Source organism: Paenibacillus sp. O199, assembly GCF_001636635.1.
GTDB classification, from domain to species: Bacteria; Bacillota; Bacilli; order Paenibacillales; family Paenibacillaceae; genus Paenibacillus; species Paenibacillus marchantiae.
Map to the genome: position 1 here is coordinate 69,334 of NZ_LGRP01000019.1, position 17,597 is coordinate 86,930.

General features: G+C 47.3%; 12 protein-coding genes. 10 read left to right on the forward strand and 2 right to left on the reverse strand.

Annotation, left to right across the window (positions count from 1 at the left end; translation table 11 throughout):
* Window positions 1–438 precede the first annotated feature (438 nt).
* Genes A6049_RS23005 through A6049_RS23020 form a run of 4 tightly spaced genes read left to right on the forward strand, consistent with a single transcriptional unit; the run spans window position 439 to window position 5,589 of the window.
* Window positions 439–1,905: a PTS mannitol transporter subunit IIBC gene (locus tag A6049_RS23005; protein ID WP_063566883.1), complete on the forward strand. Its 1,467-nt coding sequence runs from the start codon at window positions 439–441 to the stop codon at window positions 1,903–1,905.
* Window positions 1,905–4,010 carry a BglG family transcription antiterminator gene (locus tag A6049_RS23010; protein WP_063566884.1) on the forward strand — a complete coding sequence of 702 codons (2,106 nt, stop codon included), beginning with the start codon at window positions 1,905–1,907 and terminating at the stop codon, window positions 4,008–4,010. The genes A6049_RS23005 and A6049_RS23010 overlap by 1 nt, the downstream gene beginning before the upstream one ends.
* Complete coding sequence (locus A6049_RS23015; protein WP_024633110.1) at window positions 4,007–4,441, forward strand: PTS mannitol transporter subunit IIA; 435 nt, start codon at window positions 4,007–4,009, stop codon at window positions 4,439–4,441. Before A6049_RS23010 ends, A6049_RS23015 begins: the two co-directional genes overlap by 4 nt.
* Window positions 4,438–5,589: a mannitol-1-phosphate 5-dehydrogenase gene (locus A6049_RS23020; protein ID WP_063566885.1), complete on the forward strand. Its 1,152-nt coding sequence runs from the start codon at window positions 4,438–4,440 to the stop codon at window positions 5,587–5,589. Before A6049_RS23015 ends, A6049_RS23020 begins: the two co-directional genes overlap by 4 nt.
* Before the next feature lie 52 nt (window positions 5,590–5,641).
* Here the strand turns inward: A6049_RS23020 and A6049_RS23025 are convergent, their stop codons facing one another.
* On the reverse strand, window positions 5,642–5,890 hold the full coding sequence (locus A6049_RS23025) for a cysteine-rich CWC family protein (protein ID WP_063566886.1): 249 nt from the start codon (window positions 5,888–5,890) through the stop codon (window positions 5,642–5,644).
* Between the two features lie 92 nt (window positions 5,891–5,982).
* Entirely contained in the window at window positions 5,983–7,992 is a 2,010-nt protein-coding gene (locus A6049_RS23030) for an endonuclease MutS2 (protein ID WP_063566887.1), read from the reverse strand.
* 574 nt (window positions 7,993–8,566) lie between these two features.
* Between A6049_RS23030 and A6049_RS23035 the strand changes: the two genes are divergently transcribed.
* The 6 genes from A6049_RS23035 (at window position 8,567) to A6049_RS23060 (ending at window position 17,453) form a co-directional block, all read left to right on the forward strand.
* Window positions 8,567–10,903, forward strand: a complete 2,337-nt coding sequence (locus A6049_RS23035; RefSeq protein ID WP_161490628.1) for a helix-turn-helix domain-containing protein — start codon at window positions 8,567–8,569, stop codon at window positions 10,901–10,903.
* A gap of 283 nt (window positions 10,904–11,186) precedes the next feature.
* Window positions 11,187–12,140: an ABC transporter permease gene (locus A6049_RS23040; RefSeq protein WP_063566889.1), complete on the forward strand. Its 954-nt coding sequence runs from the start codon at window positions 11,187–11,189 to the stop codon at window positions 12,138–12,140.
* 45 nt (window positions 12,141–12,185) lie between these two features.
* Window positions 12,186–13,058, forward strand: coding sequence for a carbohydrate ABC transporter permease (locus A6049_RS23045; protein WP_024633116.1), 873 nt, complete (start codon window positions 12,186–12,188; stop codon window positions 13,056–13,058).
* Window positions 13,059–13,123: 65 nt separating this feature from the next.
* Window positions 13,124–14,623 (forward strand): extracellular solute-binding protein, encoded by a 1,500-nt coding sequence (locus A6049_RS23050; protein WP_063566890.1) that lies wholly within the window; start codon window positions 13,124–13,126, stop codon window positions 14,621–14,623.
* A gap of 23 nt (window positions 14,624–14,646) precedes the next feature.
* Window positions 14,647–15,756 (forward strand): glycoside hydrolase family 88/105 protein, encoded by a 1,110-nt coding sequence (locus tag A6049_RS23055; protein WP_063566891.1) that lies wholly within the window; start codon window positions 14,647–14,649, stop codon window positions 15,754–15,756.
* A gap of 185 nt (window positions 15,757–15,941) precedes the next feature.
* The gene (locus tag A6049_RS23060) at window positions 15,942–17,453 is read left to right on the forward strand and encodes an extracellular solute-binding protein (protein WP_095206194.1); all 1,512 of its coding nucleotides are present in this window, start codon (window positions 15,942–15,944) and stop codon (window positions 17,451–17,453) included.
* The last annotated feature ends 144 nt before the right edge of the window (window positions 17,454–17,597 follow it).

A 17,597-nucleotide genomic window follows, 5' to 3' on the forward strand; every position in this document is an offset into this window, starting at 1 on the left:
GCGCAATTGCCTCACCTGGGACAGGGTGAGGTAATTGCGCTTTTTTCGTTGTTAACAGACGAATGGGATGGAATGAATATCAATTAACGTGTTTCATCATTATTTCTAATTGAGATAGAAACAGCTCGTTCAAATAGAATAAATTTACAATTTCATATGTCATTAAAATGGGGCATTTCGTGGGTATGATACATGAAAGGGAATAACAGGTTCCATTCCATATACAAGGTTCAAACATGGGACAATCCTTTAAATTTAAATCTTGTCATCAACGTTCATGACGGAAGTAGGTTTTCATTTCGTTGTAGAAGATACCGTTTTCATTTACGATATGGTTGTAAATTAAGATTTATTGAAGATTTGTACCTTTGTTCGTCTGGATCATCGTTGTCAAAATTCAGTGGAATTAAGGTTTAATATGTTGAGGAGGTTTTCAATATGAGTTCAGTGGACGCAAAGTCCGAAAAAAGCGGAGGAATACGGGTCGGCGTTCAGAAGTTTGGACGTTTCCTGAGTGGTATGGTTATGCCGAACATGGGTGCATTTATCGCCTGGGGTTTGATTACGGCATTGTTCATTCCAAAAGGATGGTTCCCTAACGCAGATTTTGCATTGCTGGTTGATCCAATGATCAAATATTTGCTGCCTTTGCTTATCGGTTACACAGGCGGTACCATGGTACACGGCCAACGTGGTGGTGTAGTCGGTGCAATAATGACCATCGGGGTTATTGTCGGCAGTGACATTCCAATGTTTCTTGGCGCCATGATTGCCGGACCATTGGGAGCTTGGGTCATTAAGAAATTTGACAAAGCTGTCGATGGCAAAATCAAATCAGGGTTTGAGATGCTGGTTAACAACTTCTCCGCTGGTATTATTGGTGGGATTTTGGCCCTTCTAGCCCTTAAAGGCATCGGGCCTTTCGTTGAAGCGATTAGCAAGGTGTTATCGGCTGGGGTAGAAGCTTTGATGAATGCTGGTCTTCTCCCGCTGGTCAACCTGATCATTGAGCCAGGAAAAGTATTATTCCTGAACAATGCGATCAACCATGGTATTCTGACACCGATTGGTACGGATCAAGCAAGAGAACTGGGGCAATCCGTATTATTCATGCTTGAATCCAACCCAGGACCTGGACTCGGCATTTTGCTGGCATACTGCTTCTTCGGTCGCGGATCAGCCAAATCTTCCGCTCCAGGTGCTGTAATCATTCATTTCTTTGGCGGGATTCACGAGATTTATTTCCCTTACATTCTGATGAGACCGATACTGATTCTGGCTGCGATGGCTGGTGGTGTGGCGGGTACATTGACCTTCATGCTGACAGGAGCTGGTTTGGTATCTGCACCGTCACCGGGAAGTATCATTGCCTACTCATTGTTAACACCTAAGGGCGGATATCTTGGCATGTTTGCCGGGGTAGCCGTAGCTGCGGTCATCTCCTTCCTCGTGGCATCCATACTGCTCAAAACAGGTAAACAGAAGGATGACGAAGATCTGGATAGTGCTTCCAACCGCATGAAAGATATGAAAAATCAGGGCAAAACGGGCAACCTCACCGTTGATAAAGACAATCGTGAAGCTGACCGTGCAGCCGATATTGCTTCTTCGGCAGTAAAAACGGATATCAATAAAATTGTATTCTCCTGTGATGCAGGTATGGGTTCGAGTGCCATGGGTGCCTCGATTCTGCGGAAGAAAATGAAGGCAGCCGGTGTGGATGTCGCTGTAACCAACACGGCGATCAGTGAGATTCCACAAGATGCCGACATCGTCATCACACAGAAAACATTGACTGACCGGGCCAAATCCGTGGCTCCAAATGCAGAGCATATTTCCATCGATAACTTCCTGAAGAGTCCTGAATATGAGGCACTGGTGGAGCGCCTCAAATCCGACTCCTGATGAGTAATATTACAAGGAGACAGCGTGAGATCGTGGAGTTCCTGCTGGAGCATCCTCATGAGGTAACTGCTGGCGATATAGCTGTTGCGGTCAAAGTAAGCACTCGTACCGTACATCGAGAGTTGCAGATGATTGAACAATGGCTTGAGCCCCTTGGCATGAGATTGGAAAAAAAATCGGGAACCGGGGTTCGAATTGATCCCGGTTCCGATGATTTGGCCGTATTGCGTCAACAACTTGAGCTTAACGAATATGTGGAGTTTACGCCCGAAGAGCGTAAACTCTTCATGCTTTGTATTTTGCTGGATGAATCCGAGCCTGTGAAGCTGCTTGCATTGGCCTCAGATCTGAAGGTAACCGTGTCTACGGCAAGCAATGATCTGGACGATCTGGAACCACGCATTCAGCTGGCTGGATTGAAGCTGGTTCGCAGACGTGGATATGGGGTCAAGATCAATGGAAGCGAGCTGGCTCATCGCATGGCTATTTCCGCGCTCGCTCTTGAATATCTGGATGAATCCGATTTATTCGGTAGACAAGCGGAGCAGGGAGTTTCCAAAGTAAACAGCAAACTTCTGGAAATGATAGGGCATGAGGATGTACTTACGGTCGAAAATGCATTATGGCAGCCGGATATTGAGTGGTTGGAAAATATCCCGGAACGTCAATACATGAAGCTGCTGATCCAATTGTCTGTAGCGGTTGTGCGGATTCGCAAAGGTTTTGGCATAGGTCGGGGCACACAACAGGACAAAAATGACGTTGGAAATCCACTGCAAGATGAGCGGAAGGTGCCGGAATATTTGGCTTCACGGTTGTGCGGCGTTCTATCTGCCCAGCTTGGGCTGGAGTTTGTCGGCGAGGAGCAGGCTTATTTTCACAGGCTGCTAGTTGAAATCGAGCAATCGATTCATTCCTCGCGTCTACTGCCCATAGACGATCTGGTCTTACTCGACATGGTTCGTTCTCTTACAGATCGAATGCAGGAGAAAACTCATTATTCGTTCCATGAGGATCGTCTGCTTCGTGAAGGTCTGATTGCCCATATAGAGCCGGTGCTGGAACGAATGGATGGGCGGCAGCTCATCCGTAATCCGTTGCTTCAGCAGATCCGCAAGGATTATGAATCACTGTTTGAGGATGTAAAGAAAGCCGTGCGAGAGGCTTGGCCCAATACGGATGTGCCGGATGAGGAGATCGGATTTTTGGTAATGCACTTCGGTGCTTCCATTGAACGGCTGAGGGTGCTGAAGCGTGAAATCAGGGCTGTCGTCGTCTGTACGAGTGGGATTGGATCTTCACGGATGTTATCGAGCCGTCTGTCCAAGGAAATTCCCGAAATTCGGATTGTGGACAGCGTGTCCTGGTATGAAGCCGCACGTATACCGAAGACGGAATATGATCTGGTTCTCTCTACCGTGGATCTGCCGATGGATAAACATCAATACTACAAGGTAAGCCCACTGCTGACGGCAGAAGAAAGTGAACGTTTAAGAAACTTCATCAGGACAACGACGCTTCAGCGGGAACATAGTCCCCCACCTGAAGCAGACTCAAGGACAACAGGACGAATTTCCGATCCGGTTGGACTGGAAGCGACCCTGATTGAAATCGTACAGATAATCGGCAAGTTTCAGGTGTTCCCGCTGGATAATCAGGAGATCGGATTTTTAGAAACGGCTTACGCCATGTGCAGCGTTTTGCATCAATCCGGTGTATTGAATAATCCAGATGAGATTGCCAGGCTGCTGGAGGAGCGTGAAGCTGTTGGAAGTCAGAAGATTCCCGGAACTTCCCTCGCTCTGTTTCATACACGCAGTGATGGCATTCACAGTCCTTCAATTACGCTGTTCCAATTGACAGAGCCGCTTCTACGCACGCCGGAAGACCCGGCAGGTGTCAGCCATGTGCTCTTGATGCTTGGACCCAGACAGTTATCGAAGGAAAGTTTGGAGGTACTGAGTGAAATCAGTGCGCTATTGTTGCAGGAAGAAATGATTGCATTACTTGAAAAAGGCAACCGGGATGATCTTATTCATTACTTGTCCCAAGAACTTGCGGGATTTTACCGCAGCAAAACCGAAATTGGAGGTATTCAAACATGAGTGTGTTAACTAAAGATAAAGTCATCATGAATGCAACGGCTCAGGACAAATACGAAGCGATTCGTATGGCAGGTCAAATTTTGAAAGACGCGGGACATATCACCGCTGAATACATCGACAAAATGCTGGAGCGTGAAGAGATTGTCTCCACGTATGTCGGCAACGGACTTGCGATTCCACACGGCACGAAGGAATCCAAATCATTCATCCTGTCCACAGGCATTTCCGTCATTCAGTTCCCGCAAGGTGTTGATTTTGGGGAAGAAAAAGCGTATATGGTAATTGGTATCGCCGCTCAAGGTGGAGAACATATGGAGATCCTGACCAGCATCGCAGTCATCTGCGCCGAGGAAGAGAACATGGAAGCTTTGCGTCATGCTCAAACCGCTGAAGAAGTCATCACTATTTTGGAAAGTGAAATGGAACTATGAAGGCCCTTCACTTTGGAGCAGGTAATATTGGACGTGGCTTTATCGGTTTGATTCTGTCCCGTGCAGGCTACAATGTTGTTTTCTCGGACGTTAACCAGGAGCTGGTTAAGGCTCTAGAGCAGCGTGGAGAGTATACGGTTGAACTGGCTAACGAGGCCAAAGACCTGGAGACAGTTACCGGTGTGAGTGCAATCGATGGAACCAATCTGGATACCGTTGCTCAGAATGTTGCAGAAGCTGAACTGATCACAACTGCAGTGGGCGTGAACATTCTGAAACATATTGCTCCCGGTATTGCCAAAGGACTTACGTCCAGACTGGGAACGGGCGATGTCTTCCAACCCCTTCACATTATTGCCTGTGAAAATGCAATTGGAGCCAGCACTCAGCTGAAAGAACATGTATATGGCCTGCTTGATGAGCGGACTCGCCTGCTTGCGGATCAGTACGTGTATTTCCCGGACTCTGCCGTAGATCGGATTGTGCCGATTCAGCATCATGAAGATCCATTGCATGTACAGGTAGAGCCTTTCTATGAATGGGTTGTTGACCGTTCACAAATGGCTCCTGCGTTCAAACCGGTTGAGGGTGTAATGTATGTGGATGATCTGGAGCCTTATATCGAACGGAAGCTGTTTACCGTAAATACGGGACACTGTATTGCCGCTTATATTGGATATGTGAACGGGTTTGATACAATTCAGAAGGCTATTGCCGATGAAAAAGTCAAATCCATCGTATATGGTGCCTTGCAGGAAACCGGAGCCGTTTTGGTGAAGCGTTTTGGATTCAATGCCGACGATCATCAGTTGTACATTGCCAAAATATTGGAACGGTTCGTTAACCCGCATCTGACGGATGAGGTAACTCGTGTAGGACGTTCTCCACTGCGGAAACTGTCCCCGAATGACCGTCTGGTTCGCCCAGCTCTCCAGGCTTACGAGTATGGAACGGAGACAACACTTTTGGCGATGGGTATGGCCGCTGCCTGCAAGTTTGACGTATCCGAAGACCCGGAAGCGGTGGAACTCCAGACTACGATCCAGCAAAAAGGGATTGAAGCAGCACTCAGCCAGTATACGTCCATGGATGAGAGTCATCCTGTACTGAAGCAGGCTGTAGCGCATTATCAACAAATGCAGAAGTAACGTTCTGTATTTCAATACAAAATAATATTGATTGAAGAAGAGCCTCACAGGGTTAACTGTGGGGCTCTTTATTTTGCTCTGTCTTCTTTTTATACGTATCCAGACATGCCTCGCAGATGCAGGACTTCCTGCGCTGTTCTGCCGGAATGGGGTCAAATACCCCTTCTGGGAACACAGCCCAGTTACACCAGCATTCTGAATGAGGACGACCAGCCGCATAGGAGCAGCCATTGGCCTCACCGCATAAAGGACATACAAGAACTTCTGGAGTGACTTTCTTTGTATCCTGCTCAACAGACATACGAGTCTTCCTTCCCCGATAAATTTCTAACCACGAACGATCGATAGGTTTATTAAAGTATAGCAACTCAACCCATTATATCAATCCTGTGGTTATTCTTCAGGGGGCAATTCAATCTTCAGTCCTTCCACATGCTTGCGACTCATCAGTTTGCGTTTCTTGCGATTCTCTTTGGTCTCCAGCACAATGTCGAGGTCATAGTCACCCGGATATAGTTCATTTGCGGAGATGTGCAAAGTTAGACGTTTCTTATGAATTTTGACTTTACGTCCACGCAGCATGACTCCGATATTTCCGCGACTGTCCTCCACATCACAGACGATGCCTGACTGGTTCAGATAAGCTGCATAGACCCGATCCCCTTTTCGGAATGCTTTGGCAGGGGGCGCGGGTTCTAATGTTTCAGGCCGATCAGCAGATTGCTTTCTAGTTCCAGTCTGTACGGACGGGCTGATAGGTTTTATCGTGTTCCTTGCTTCATTCAATTGTTCTTGTTCAACCGTGCTGTTTATTTGCGATGACGTTGAACTTACGTTAGGCACGGATGGAGAGGAGGTGGAAGAGACACTTTGCGAGACACCCTGATCTGAAATGAGCTTGGAGCGCTCAATAATACGCTGTGGCATACCCAATTTCAGTGCAATGGAATAGGCATAGCTGTCCCCGGCTTCTCCGATCCGCAATCGATAAAGAGGTTGAAGAGAGACCGTATCAAATTCCATTCTTGCATTCTCAAATCCAGGCGTGGATGCTGCAAAATGTTTGATTTCCCCAAAATGGGTTGTAGCGATAACGGTAGCTCCACGGCTGTGCAGCTCCTCCAGCATGGCGATCGAGAGTCCCACTCCCTCACCGGGATCGGTACCGGAGGCCATCTCGTCAATAAGCACAAGTGTCGATGAATCGGCTTGCTCCAGGATGCCAATCATGTTGCGAATATGTGCAGAAAAGGTACTGAGTGCTTGCTCCAGGCTCTGTCCATCGCCGATATCAACAGCAATTTCATGATACACGGCCATCTCGCCATCTTCAGCGACAGGCACAAGCAGACCAGATTGCATCATCAATGTGAGCAGACCCAATGTTTTGAGTGCAACCGTTTTGCCACCCGTATTCGGCCCGGTAATGATTAGCGAGGAATAAGTTTGACCAATTGCAAAATCAAGCGGAACCATGGATGCACCCATAAACGGATGGCGGGCATGATGAAGCCGAACGCGTCCAATGGCATTGACGCGTACAGTTCGTCCATCCATGGTGGCCGCATATTTCGCTTTGGCAAATAGGAAATCCAGAATCCCTACCGTTTCCGTATTTAACGAAATTTCACGATTATAAGACTCTGCAAGGGAGGTTAAGTCACCGAGAATTTTCATCTCCTCCCGTGATTCCTCGGCTTGCAGTGAAGACAGCTCCATTTGCAGACCTACTAATTCAGCAGGTTCAATATATACGGTTTGGCCACTTCCTGATTCATCCAGCACACTGCCTTTAACGTGTTTGCGGAATTCTTTCTTAATGGGCAGCACGGTTCTTCCACCACGCTGACTAATCACATTTTCCTGCATGATGGAGCGGTGTTTGCTTATTAGAGAATCCAGCTTGCGCTTCATGCGTTCCTCATTCACCGTCATTTTTTTACGAATACGTATCAGCTCCTTGCTCGCCTGATCCTGAATGCGTCCACTATGGATACAGCGTTCAATCTCGCTGAGCAGGGATTCCATCCATATCATGGATGAAGCGTAGCGACTAACTGTGGGGGCCACTTCGGATTTGCCCTCCATGTATTTCATAAGCTGTGCGCAGCTGCGCAGAAATTGGGCGAGATGACTGAAATCACGTTCCGTAAATAAATAACCGGTGCCGAGCAGATCCATGATGGTCTCCATGCCATCCAGTGAAGGAATGGGCACACTGGCACCGTAACGAATCAAAGCAGCCGCTTCAGCGGTCTCTTCCAGCCGCATTTGAATCAGAGAAGCGTCCTCCATTGGCTTCATGTCTCTTGCGTAACGTTTGCCCAAATAGGATAGGGCACAGGCTGCAACGTTTTTTTGAATTTGGGGATAACCCAGACTGGTTAACGTTTTTTCATTCATGCTTAATCTCTCCTTGGATATAAAATGGAATTTCGGTTAAAGCGATGGGACATATTCCCGGAAAACGCAAAAAGGGCGGAGAATGAACAAACGTCATTCTCCGCCCTTAACGTACGGGAAAGTAGGGCCCGTTATAGGTCTATACAAAAAAATCCACGCTGAACACAGCGCGGAAATAGACCCGGACACGTACAATCCCGGAGGCGATTTATGATATCCGCTGTTCTTAACTAAGTACAGGGTAATGGCGCATCATGAAATACACGTATGCCACAAGGCACAAGTGAATCGAAGGCCAAACTCCTGAATATGAAACTAGTTAGTTAAGAACGCTCACCGACATCAAAATCTCTCCTTTGATTGAGGAATATGCAACCAATATAAACTGGAAATTGCCTTGAAGTCAACCTTCAATAATAAATAGTGGACTTGAATAACAATGGGTTTTAAAATAACAATAGTAAATTAATCCAATGAAAGCGATATTATACATACGTTTTGCATTAGATCGGGTAGTGATTCCGAAATCGTTCTCGATCAAATAACGCAAAATGCACAAAGGAGGATGCTCTTTTTGCCTAAATACCTGCTGCGTTTGCTCTGTTTTACCATGATTCTCGGAGCCCTTCCGGTCATTGTTATTGGTTCAGTCTCCTATTCGATTGCTTCACGTGACATTGAACAGAAGGTCCGGGAGAGTAATTTGCAGATTCTGCATCAGACCCAAATGCGGGTAGAGCAAGTATTGCGCAGCCTGCAATTATCGTCCATCCAATATGTGAATTCTCCACTGGTATTAAAAGCGATGAAAAAACCGCTGGACAGCAGCGAATTTCAGGAAATTCGTGATCTGACTTCCGGATTTAATAATCTGCAATCGGTTACTAATATCGATCAGGCCTATCTCGTGAATCTGGATGAAGACTGGGTCGTTTCGATGCGTTCCTTTGGAAAATTGGATGATTTCAGTATTCGGGACCGGATAGGCTCTTATTTGAAATATACAAACAGCCTGTTCTGGGTAACGCAAAATGTGAGTTCAACCAAAGAAAGTGTGCCGGTATCGGCGGGAGTTGGTGAAGCAACGCCAGAACACGCACCTACTCTTATTTCATCCGACAACGTGGTAAGCATGGTATTCAAGATTCCGATGATACCAACGAATGTGAAACCCAAGGGATTTCTGGTTATAGACATAGCCGATACAGAGCTAAGTACATTTCTAAGTCGAAATCCGAATTCAGGGGATATGTACGTCCTTGATCGGGAGCAAAAATATTTTCTCAACGATACAGAACAAGACGGGAAATACGACACGCTAAATCAGGAAATCCATGAAAAGGTACAAACGACAGGACAGTCGGAGGGTTTCTTCAGTGCAGAGGTCGAGGGAAGTCAGGTGGCAGTTAGCTACAGGCAATCCCCACTCAATGGTTGGTTGTATGTATCCGTTGTATCGCTGAGTCAGATAACCGCCCAATCGCAGAAAATTGCATTGGTTACGGGAGTGGCTACATTAGTCATGTTATGTTTGACGGGATTAGTAGCCATCTACGGCAGTCGCAAGATGTATTCTCCCATTTCCAGACTTCTGCAGTTTACAAAAGGACTGGATTCTCCATTGGCTCCGTCGGGACGCCGTCAGGATGAATTTATATACATCGAAGAGCGATTATCGACCTTGTTCAGCTCGGAAAAGACGATGCGTGAGCAGATGAAGGGCCAGCATGTTCATTTGCAGGAATTTTTTATGACCAAACTGCTTACAGGCAAAATATCGGAAGATGACTTCAGATATCAGGGTCAGTTATACGATTTTCCAACCTCATGGTCCAGACTTGGGCTACTTACACTTCAGATCGATACCCTTGAAGGGACAAGGTATGAGGAGCAGGACCGGGATCTGCTGCTGTTTGCGTTAAACAATATGGTCGGTGAGCTGCTGCCCTCTGATATTCGTTTTGCACCTGTCATGATTGATGACGCCCAGGTTACGGTATTGGCATCCGTGTTGGATGATGAAGTACAGCTAAAAGAGTGGATGCACACTCAAGCGGAATTGATCCGTGAGCGGGTTGTGACCTATCTGAATCTGCCTGTAAGTATCGGTATTAGTCGTTCCTATTCTGCAATAGGTGATTCGCCACGGGCTTACCAGGAGAGTCGTGAGGCTCTGCAAGGCAGGGTAAGTCTGGGCAGCCGTATTATTTTGCATTACGAGGATATTCAGCCGCGAGGTCAGACGGAGGCAGCGTTATATACACAGCTCAGGATGATTGAAGACCAGTTGGCTTCTGCACTCAAGCAAGGGGACGAGGAGAAAACCGATGCGTACTTTAAGCAATACCTCGGTCTGCTTGCAGACAAGAAGCTGCACTTCAGCGAATACCCCGTTATCATGGTTCAACTGTTGTCCCGTGTGTATCAGCTTGTACAGGAGCAGGGTGGGAATGTTGCGGAAGTGTTGGGCGAAAAGGCCTCTATGGCTCGACTACTCAAGTTATCCACATTGGATGAAATGACGAACTGGTTCCGCAAATGTTTATTTCACCCTGTCATTCGATTCTGGCGTGAACAGGAAGAATCTCAATATCTGAATATTGCCCGGCGCATGATTCGGCTGATCGAGGAGCGATATGATCGCGAATTGTCGCTGGAAGCTTGCGCAGAAGAACTGAATTTTCATCCAGTCTATCTGAGCCGTGTGTTCAAGAAGGAGGCTGGTGTGAACTTTACGGAATACCTTGCCGAATACCGGATGGAAAAAGCCAAAACCTGGCTGCAGACGACCAACCTGAAAATATCGGAGATTGCCGAGAAACTCAATTACACCAACCCTACCGCTTTTATCCGTACATTTCGTAAAATTACGGGAACTACCCCCGGAAAATACCGGGAGCAGCAGCGATAAAAGCAACCTGCTCTGCCTGCCATGGCAGGCAGGTTTTTCTTTGTTTCAAGGTCAGCCTTTATTCTGCGTTTGCAGCAGAGTTAAGACAGGAATATCGGAGGTTAAATGTGGTTCATTCAGAGGAGCATTCCAGAATTACAAATGCCTTAAACCCTTGCTGCATAAGGGAAAACAAGAAGCTAAAATGAGACGATAGCCAGTTACCCATTTATCCTCCACAATGAAGACATGAATTCAGGAAGTGATATTTTGTAATCGTTTCCAATGTGGGGAGGAAGACACTATGAAAGCCGAAACGGCGGCTCGGACACGACCCGCTACCCGCAGTGACAAAAACCTGCTGTGGAGGGACATCATCAAAAACCGGTGGCTCTATATTATGTTGATACCGGGCGTGCTTTACTTTGTTATTTTCAAATACATACCCATGTACGGTATTACGATGGCTTTTCAGGATTACACGCCTTACAAGGGCATTCTGGGCAGCGACTGGGTAGGGTTTAAGCACTTCCAGCGTTTCTTCGGGGAACCGCAGTTCTGGACTTTGTTCCGGAATACGTTTTTGCTAGCGATTTATAATATGGTGTTCTTCTTCCCGCTGCCAATTGTATTGGCACTCATGATGAATGAAGTTCGCCGTGAACGATTCAAACGCTTTGTACAGACGCTGGTATATGTTCCGCACTTTGTATCCTGGGTTGTTGTGGTTGGTGTGTTCTACATGCTGTTCACAACCGAGGGTGGCGCTATTAACGAATTACTTTATAACCTGACGGGACAAAAAGTGGCTTTCCTGCTTGAGCCTGGCTGGTTTCGAACGATGATTGTTGGACAATCCATCTGGAAAGAGGTAGGTTGGGGCACGATTATTTTCCTAGCGGCACTCTCCGGTGTAGATACACAGCTCTATGAAGCTGCACGGATGGATGGTGCCAATCGCTGGCGTCAGACATGGCATATTACGTTGCCTGCCATCCGCAGTACAATCATTATTTTGCTCATTCTGCGTCTGGGTAACTTCCTAGATACAGGCTTTGAACAGATCTTCCTGATGCTCACGCCGACGAATCGGGATGTGGGTGAGGTATTTGATACCTACGTCTACACCAAAGGTCTCACACAGGCACAGTACAGTTATAGTGCTGCTGTTGGTTTGTTCAAGTCGGTGGTCGGACTGGCACTTGTACTGGGTGCCAACACGATGGCCAAAAAATTCGGAGAGGAAGGCGTCTACTAAAGCTTGGCAGCAGACGTCCTTCACCAGACAGGAGTGAACATTAAGATGCAACAGGATAAAACGTGGGGCAACCGGATCTTTGATATCCTCAATCATGGTTTTCTACTTTTGATCGGAATCGTGACCGTTATCCCGTTCATTTATATTTTGGCCGTCTCGTTTACGAGTCCGCATGAAGTGGCTAAGGGAGGATTCATTCTTTTTCCAAAAGAATTCTCCCTCGCTGCTTACCGTTACATTTTCTCTACAGACACATTGATTCGCAGTCTGGGTGTATCCATTTATATCACTGTAATCGGAACACTGCTTAACCTGTTGTTCACTTCGCTTATGGCGTATCCGCTTTCCAGAAGATACTTGCGTGGACGCCAGCCGATCTTGCTGGGTGTACTGTTCACCATGCTGTTCAGCGGTGGGATGATTCCAACCTACTTTGTCGTAAAATCATTGCACCTGACGGATACATTATGGTCTTTGATGCTGCCTACAGCGATTAGTGCGTTCAACCTGATCGTACTTAAGAACTTCTTCCAAGCCATTCCGGATGAACTGGAGGATGCCGCCAAAATCGATGGATGTAACGATGTGGGCGTATTGTTCCGTATTGTTTTGCCTTTGTCGATGCCAGCAATGGCTACATTCTCTCTCTTTTACGCGGTGGCTCATTGGAACAGCTTCTTCAACGCTGTCATTTATATCAACGATAGTGAAAAGTGGCCCGTACAAGTGTGGCTGCGTGAGATTGTCATCCTGGCTCAGAGCCGGATCGGGGATACCAGTATCGAAGAGACCGAGATTCAGCCGCTCACCATACGCATGGCCGTTATCGTGTTCTCCACGATTCCAATCATGCTGGTGTATCCATTCCTGCAAAAACACTTTGCCAAAGGAGTGATGCTGGGATCGGTAAAAGGTTGAAATTGCGCATGGTTGTACATCAAAACGGGTTCATGACTGTATAAAAAAGGGGAGGTTTTCGTTTAATGAAAGCAACAAAAAAGAAAGCCGTAGCTGTCTTGAGCACACTGGCATTGGTAACAGGCCTGCTGGCAGGATGCGGATCGGATGAAGGTCAGGATGCCGAGGGCGGCGTGCAGAATGTGTCCATTGCAATAGCACAGGTGGGCGACGTACCGAGCAAAGGCAATGAGGTCCAGCAAAAGATTGAGGCGTATACGAACACCAAACTAGACATTCAGTGGATTCCGGCTTCGGCTTACAATGACAAAATCAATGTCATGATTGCATCAAGCGATATGCCCAAAATTGTGAAAGTACAGTATAACCCAACCGTAACCAGTGCGATGCGTAACGATGTATTCTGGGAAGTTGGACCTTTGCTGAAGGATTATAAAAATCTGTCTGCACAGAACGAGCGTTTCTTTGACAATATCAAGGTGGAAGGCAAAATCTACGGGGTACCCGTATTCTCTGATATTGCCCGTGCAACGGTGATTTACCGTAAAGACTGGTTTGATAAGTTGAATCTCAAGGTACCAACGACACCGGATGAATGGTATGAAACGATCAAGACGCTGGCGACCTCCGATCCGGATGGAGACGGTCAGGATAATACGTTTGGACTCATGCTTTTCAAAAAGTATAACGAGGATCAATATTCCTTCACTACACGTCTTGGCGTAAGTTTTGGTGCACCAAACAAGTGGAAGGTAGAAGATGACGGCAGTTTTACGCCGGAATTCATGACACCGGAATATATGCAGGTGCTGGATTTGCTGAAACGTTTGTATAGCGAGAAACTGCTGAATCAGGACTTTGCCGTATTTGACTCGACAGAAGCGGAGAAGAAATATGATACAGGTGTTGTCGGCATGCGTATCGGTGTCGCCCAGAACGGAAAGAGCCAACAAGAGCGTCTTTCTAAGAATGACCCGGATGGCGTAGTAGACATTGCAGGTTTGCTTGGTGTGAGTGGCGACCGTGTGGCGGGGCAGACGGGTAACTCCGGTATTCTGGCCTTCCCGAAAGCGACGGTGAAATCGGAAGACGAGCTGAAAAACCTGTTGTCTTTCCTGGATAAATTGATGGACCCGGAGATGGCAACGCTGCTGATGCGTGGTATTGAAGACAAACATTATAAGAAGGCTGGCGAGGACCAGGTGGAGATGAGCGACTTCGATGCATTCCAGCGTGAAGTGAAGCCATATCGTGATAACTTGCCTTACGTAGAAGGTTACAACGTACCGAAATTGAAAGATACCGAACTCGGTGAGAAGGGTACGGAACTTGCCAAAGAGCTGGCCGAACACGCTGTGCCAAACCCTGCATTAACCTTGTATTCGTCTACTTATGGCGACCGTGGGGCAGATCTGGATCAGATGATTGCAGATGCGCAGACCAAATATATTATGGGCAAAATCGATGAAAATGGCTGGAAACAGGAGATCGAGAATTGGGGCAATGCGGGCGGTACCAAAATTCGTGAGGAATATGCCGAAGACTACAAAAAACAGGCTAAATAAAAAGCCGGAAGCGGAGGAACGCCATGAAAGAAACCCTGCAATTCACACCGGTACGGATGGCTGAACAGTTCATGGAAAGTTATCGCAATCATGAGCTGTATCCGACCTGGCATTATGAAAATGGTTGTCTGCTGAAAGCGCTGGAAGAGCTGTACTCCCATACCGGAGAACAGAAATATTTCGACTACATCCGTGAACTGATGGATAACTTCATTCAGGAGGATGGCTCGATTCGCTCCTATGCGGTAGAGGAATATAACCTAGACCAGATTAACCAGGGGAAATCGCTGTTCCTGTTGCTGGACAAAACGGGTGAAGAAAAGTACCGTAAAGCCGCGGATTTGCTCATGGTACAGCTTAAGGGACAGCCTCGTACGAGTGAAGGCGGATTCTGGCACAAGAAAATCTATCCGTTCCAGATGTGGCTGGATGGGCTGTATATGGCCACGCCGTTTCTAACGCAGTATGGTGCGGTTACTGGCGAGGAGAAGTGGTTTGACAAGGCGGCATTACAGCTGCTGCTGGTGGAGAAACGTACACGTGATCCACGCAGCGGTCTGCTGTATCATGCCTGGGATGAGAGCAGAGAACAGCGCTGGAGCTCGGGAGAAACCGGATGTTCTCCGCATGTATGGAGCCGGGCGATGGGCTGGTATGTGATGGCGGTAGTGGATACACTGGATCATCTGCCTGTAGATCATGAGCAGCGGGGTCAGATTGTGGGGATTTTCGAACGTGTAGCGAATGCACTTGTACATGTACAGGACCAACAGTCCGGGTTATGGCCTCATTTGCTCGATCAGCCGGGGCGTGAGCGTAATTATTTAGAGGCTTCGGGAACCTCAATGTTTGTGTATGCACTTGCGAAGGGCGTACGTAAGGGTTATCTGAGTGGCAAGTTTAAAGCGATCGCAGAAAAGGGGTATCAAGGTCTGCTGCTGCATCTGCTGCAAACGGACCGTGAAGGTGTATTGTCCCTGACGCAGTGTAACGGCGGAGCAGGGTTGGGGGGGACCCCGTATCGTGACGGGTCATACGAGTATTATGTAACTGAATCCATTCGGATTAATGATCCGAAATCGGTTGCTCCATTTATTTTGGCAGGAGTGGAGATAGAACTGGCGACACGCTAGTTCTTTTCTTCAGACTTATTTATGATAGCGCATTCATGGGGCGTTTTGCATCAATCCAAGGAGCGACTTCAAATCAGCACAATATAGATCGGAACGGTTCAGTCCGTCTATATTGTGTACCCGTAGCGATTTAATCAAATGAGGCAAAATGTGAACAATTTGGTTAACCAAAGGAGAGATGGTTCATGAGTCCAAAAGGTCGGATGTCCCGTTTAGGCGGATTGGTCGTGGTTGGTGCAATGTCCGCCGGGCTGCTTGCAGGCTGTGGGGGAGAAAAAGCGCCTGCGGCAGGGGAAGGCAAGCTTCCCATTTCGATTTCTTTGATGCAGGTTGGTGATGTGCCGGCCAAGGAGAATGGGATTGAACAAAAGATTGAGGAATATACGAATACGGATGTCAGTGTACAGTGGATTCCGCAGTCTGCTTTTGATGATAAAGTTAATGTCATGGTAGCTTCGGGCGAGATGCCGACCATCATGCGTGTGAATTATGTACCCACAACATTTAACGCAGCCAAAACGGGGCTGTTCTGGGAAATTGGACCCTATCTGAAGGATTATAAGAACCTGTCTGCCCAATCCGAGGCTTATTTTGACAATATCAAGATCGAAGGAAAGGTCTACGGGGTACCCAACTTCCGCGATATTGGGCGTACAGCCATGGTGTACCGCAAGGACTGGTTCGACAAGCTTAAGCTGGATGTACCAAAAACGCTGGATGACTGGTACGAAGTGATGCGCTCCATTCGCAAGGATGATCCTGATGGTAACGGCAAGGAAGATACGTATGGAACGGTACTATTCAAAAAGTACAACGAAGGAGTATCCTCTCCGCTGACACGGATCGCCGTAAGTATTGGTGGGGTGAACAAGTGGGGTGTGGACGATGCGGGTAAACTTACCCCTGAATTCCTGACCACAGAATATGTGGACACGATGAAGCTGTTCAAGCGTCTATTCAGTGAGGGATTGATCAACAGTGATTTCCCTGCGCTGGACCCTTCCGATGCGGACAAAAAAATCGACTCCGGTCTTGTAGCTATGAAGCTGAACGGTGTTGCTCAGAACGGAAAGTCGTTCCAACAGCGGCTGACACCAAACGTGCCTGATGGTGAGATTGATGTGGCCCCGTTCCAGGGACCGGATGGCATTCGAATTGCCGGTGAACCAGGGAACTATGGCATGCTTGTCATTCCCAAAGCTTCCGTAACGGACGAAGAACAGTTAAAACAGGTGCTGACGTTCCTGGATCAACTGATGGACGAACCGCTGAGTACGCTTCAGCTGCGTGGTCTGGAAGATGTACACTATACGAAGACTTCGGATGGCAAAACCGAATTCAAGGACTTCGACGGATACCAGCGTGAAGTGAAGCCTTATCGTGACAATCTGCTAAGCATTGAAGGATATAACGTGCCTGAACTTGTCGATGTACCAATCGGTATGAAGGGCACGAAGATGGCACGTGAGAATGAGCAGTATGCCATTCCAAATCCGGCGCTGACCTTGTCTTCTGCCATCTATACTGAGCGCGGCCAGGAGCTGGACCAGATGATCTGGGATGCACAGACCAAATACATTATGGGCAAAATCGATGATGCTGGATGGGAGCAGGAAGTGGCGAACTGGAGAAAATCCGGTGGCGAACAGCTCATTTCCGAATTTGAAGCGTCTTATGCCCAGCTAAACGGGAAGTAATTTGAAGAACAAGTTGTGTTTTGCGTGAAATGACGTGAAGCATGGCTTGTTTTTTTATGTTCTTTTTCATCCCTAAGATTATGGTTAAGTGACAGAACGGGTATAAAAGGTAAGGAGCATTTGTTCACATTCATTTTATTGCTC

What these genes read in the sequence shown, in the direction of transcription:
- A6049_RS23020 (WP_063566885.1), top strand. Translation starts at nt 4,438, where the DNA reads ATGAAGGCCCTTCACTTTGGAGCAGGTAATATTGGACGTGGCTTTATC.
- A6049_RS23015 (WP_024633110.1), top strand. Translation starts at nt 4,007, where the DNA reads ATGAGTGTGTTAACTAAAGATAAAGTCATCATGAATGCAACGGCTCAG.
- A6049_RS23050 (WP_063566890.1), top strand. Translation starts at nt 13,124, where the DNA reads ATGAAAGCAACAAAAAAGAAAGCCGTAGCTGTCTTGAGCACACTGGCA.
- A6049_RS23040 (WP_063566889.1), top strand. Translation starts at nt 11,187, where the DNA reads ATGAAAGCCGAAACGGCGGCTCGGACACGACCCGCTACCCGCAGTGAC.
- A6049_RS23055 (WP_063566891.1), top strand. Translation starts at nt 14,647, where the DNA reads ATGAAAGAAACCCTGCAATTCACACCGGTACGGATGGCTGAACAGTTC.
- A6049_RS23045 (WP_024633116.1), top strand. Translation starts at nt 12,186, where the DNA reads ATGCAACAGGATAAAACGTGGGGCAACCGGATCTTTGATATCCTCAAT.
- A6049_RS23005 (WP_063566883.1), top strand. Translation starts at nt 439, where the DNA reads ATGAGTTCAGTGGACGCAAAGTCCGAAAAAAGCGGAGGAATACGGGTC.
- A6049_RS23010 (WP_063566884.1), top strand. Translation starts at nt 1,905, where the DNA reads ATGAGTAATATTACAAGGAGACAGCGTGAGATCGTGGAGTTCCTGCTG.
- A6049_RS23060 (WP_095206194.1), top strand. Translation starts at nt 15,942, where the DNA reads ATGAGTCCAAAAGGTCGGATGTCCCGTTTAGGCGGATTGGTCGTGGTT.
- A6049_RS23025 (WP_063566886.1), bottom strand. Translation starts at nt 5,890, where the DNA reads ATGTCTGTTGAGCAGGATACAAAGAAAGTCACTCCAGAAGTTCTTGTA.
- A6049_RS23030 (WP_063566887.1), bottom strand. Translation starts at nt 7,992, where the DNA reads ATGAATGAAAAAACGTTAACCAGTCTGGGTTATCCCCAAATTCAAAAA.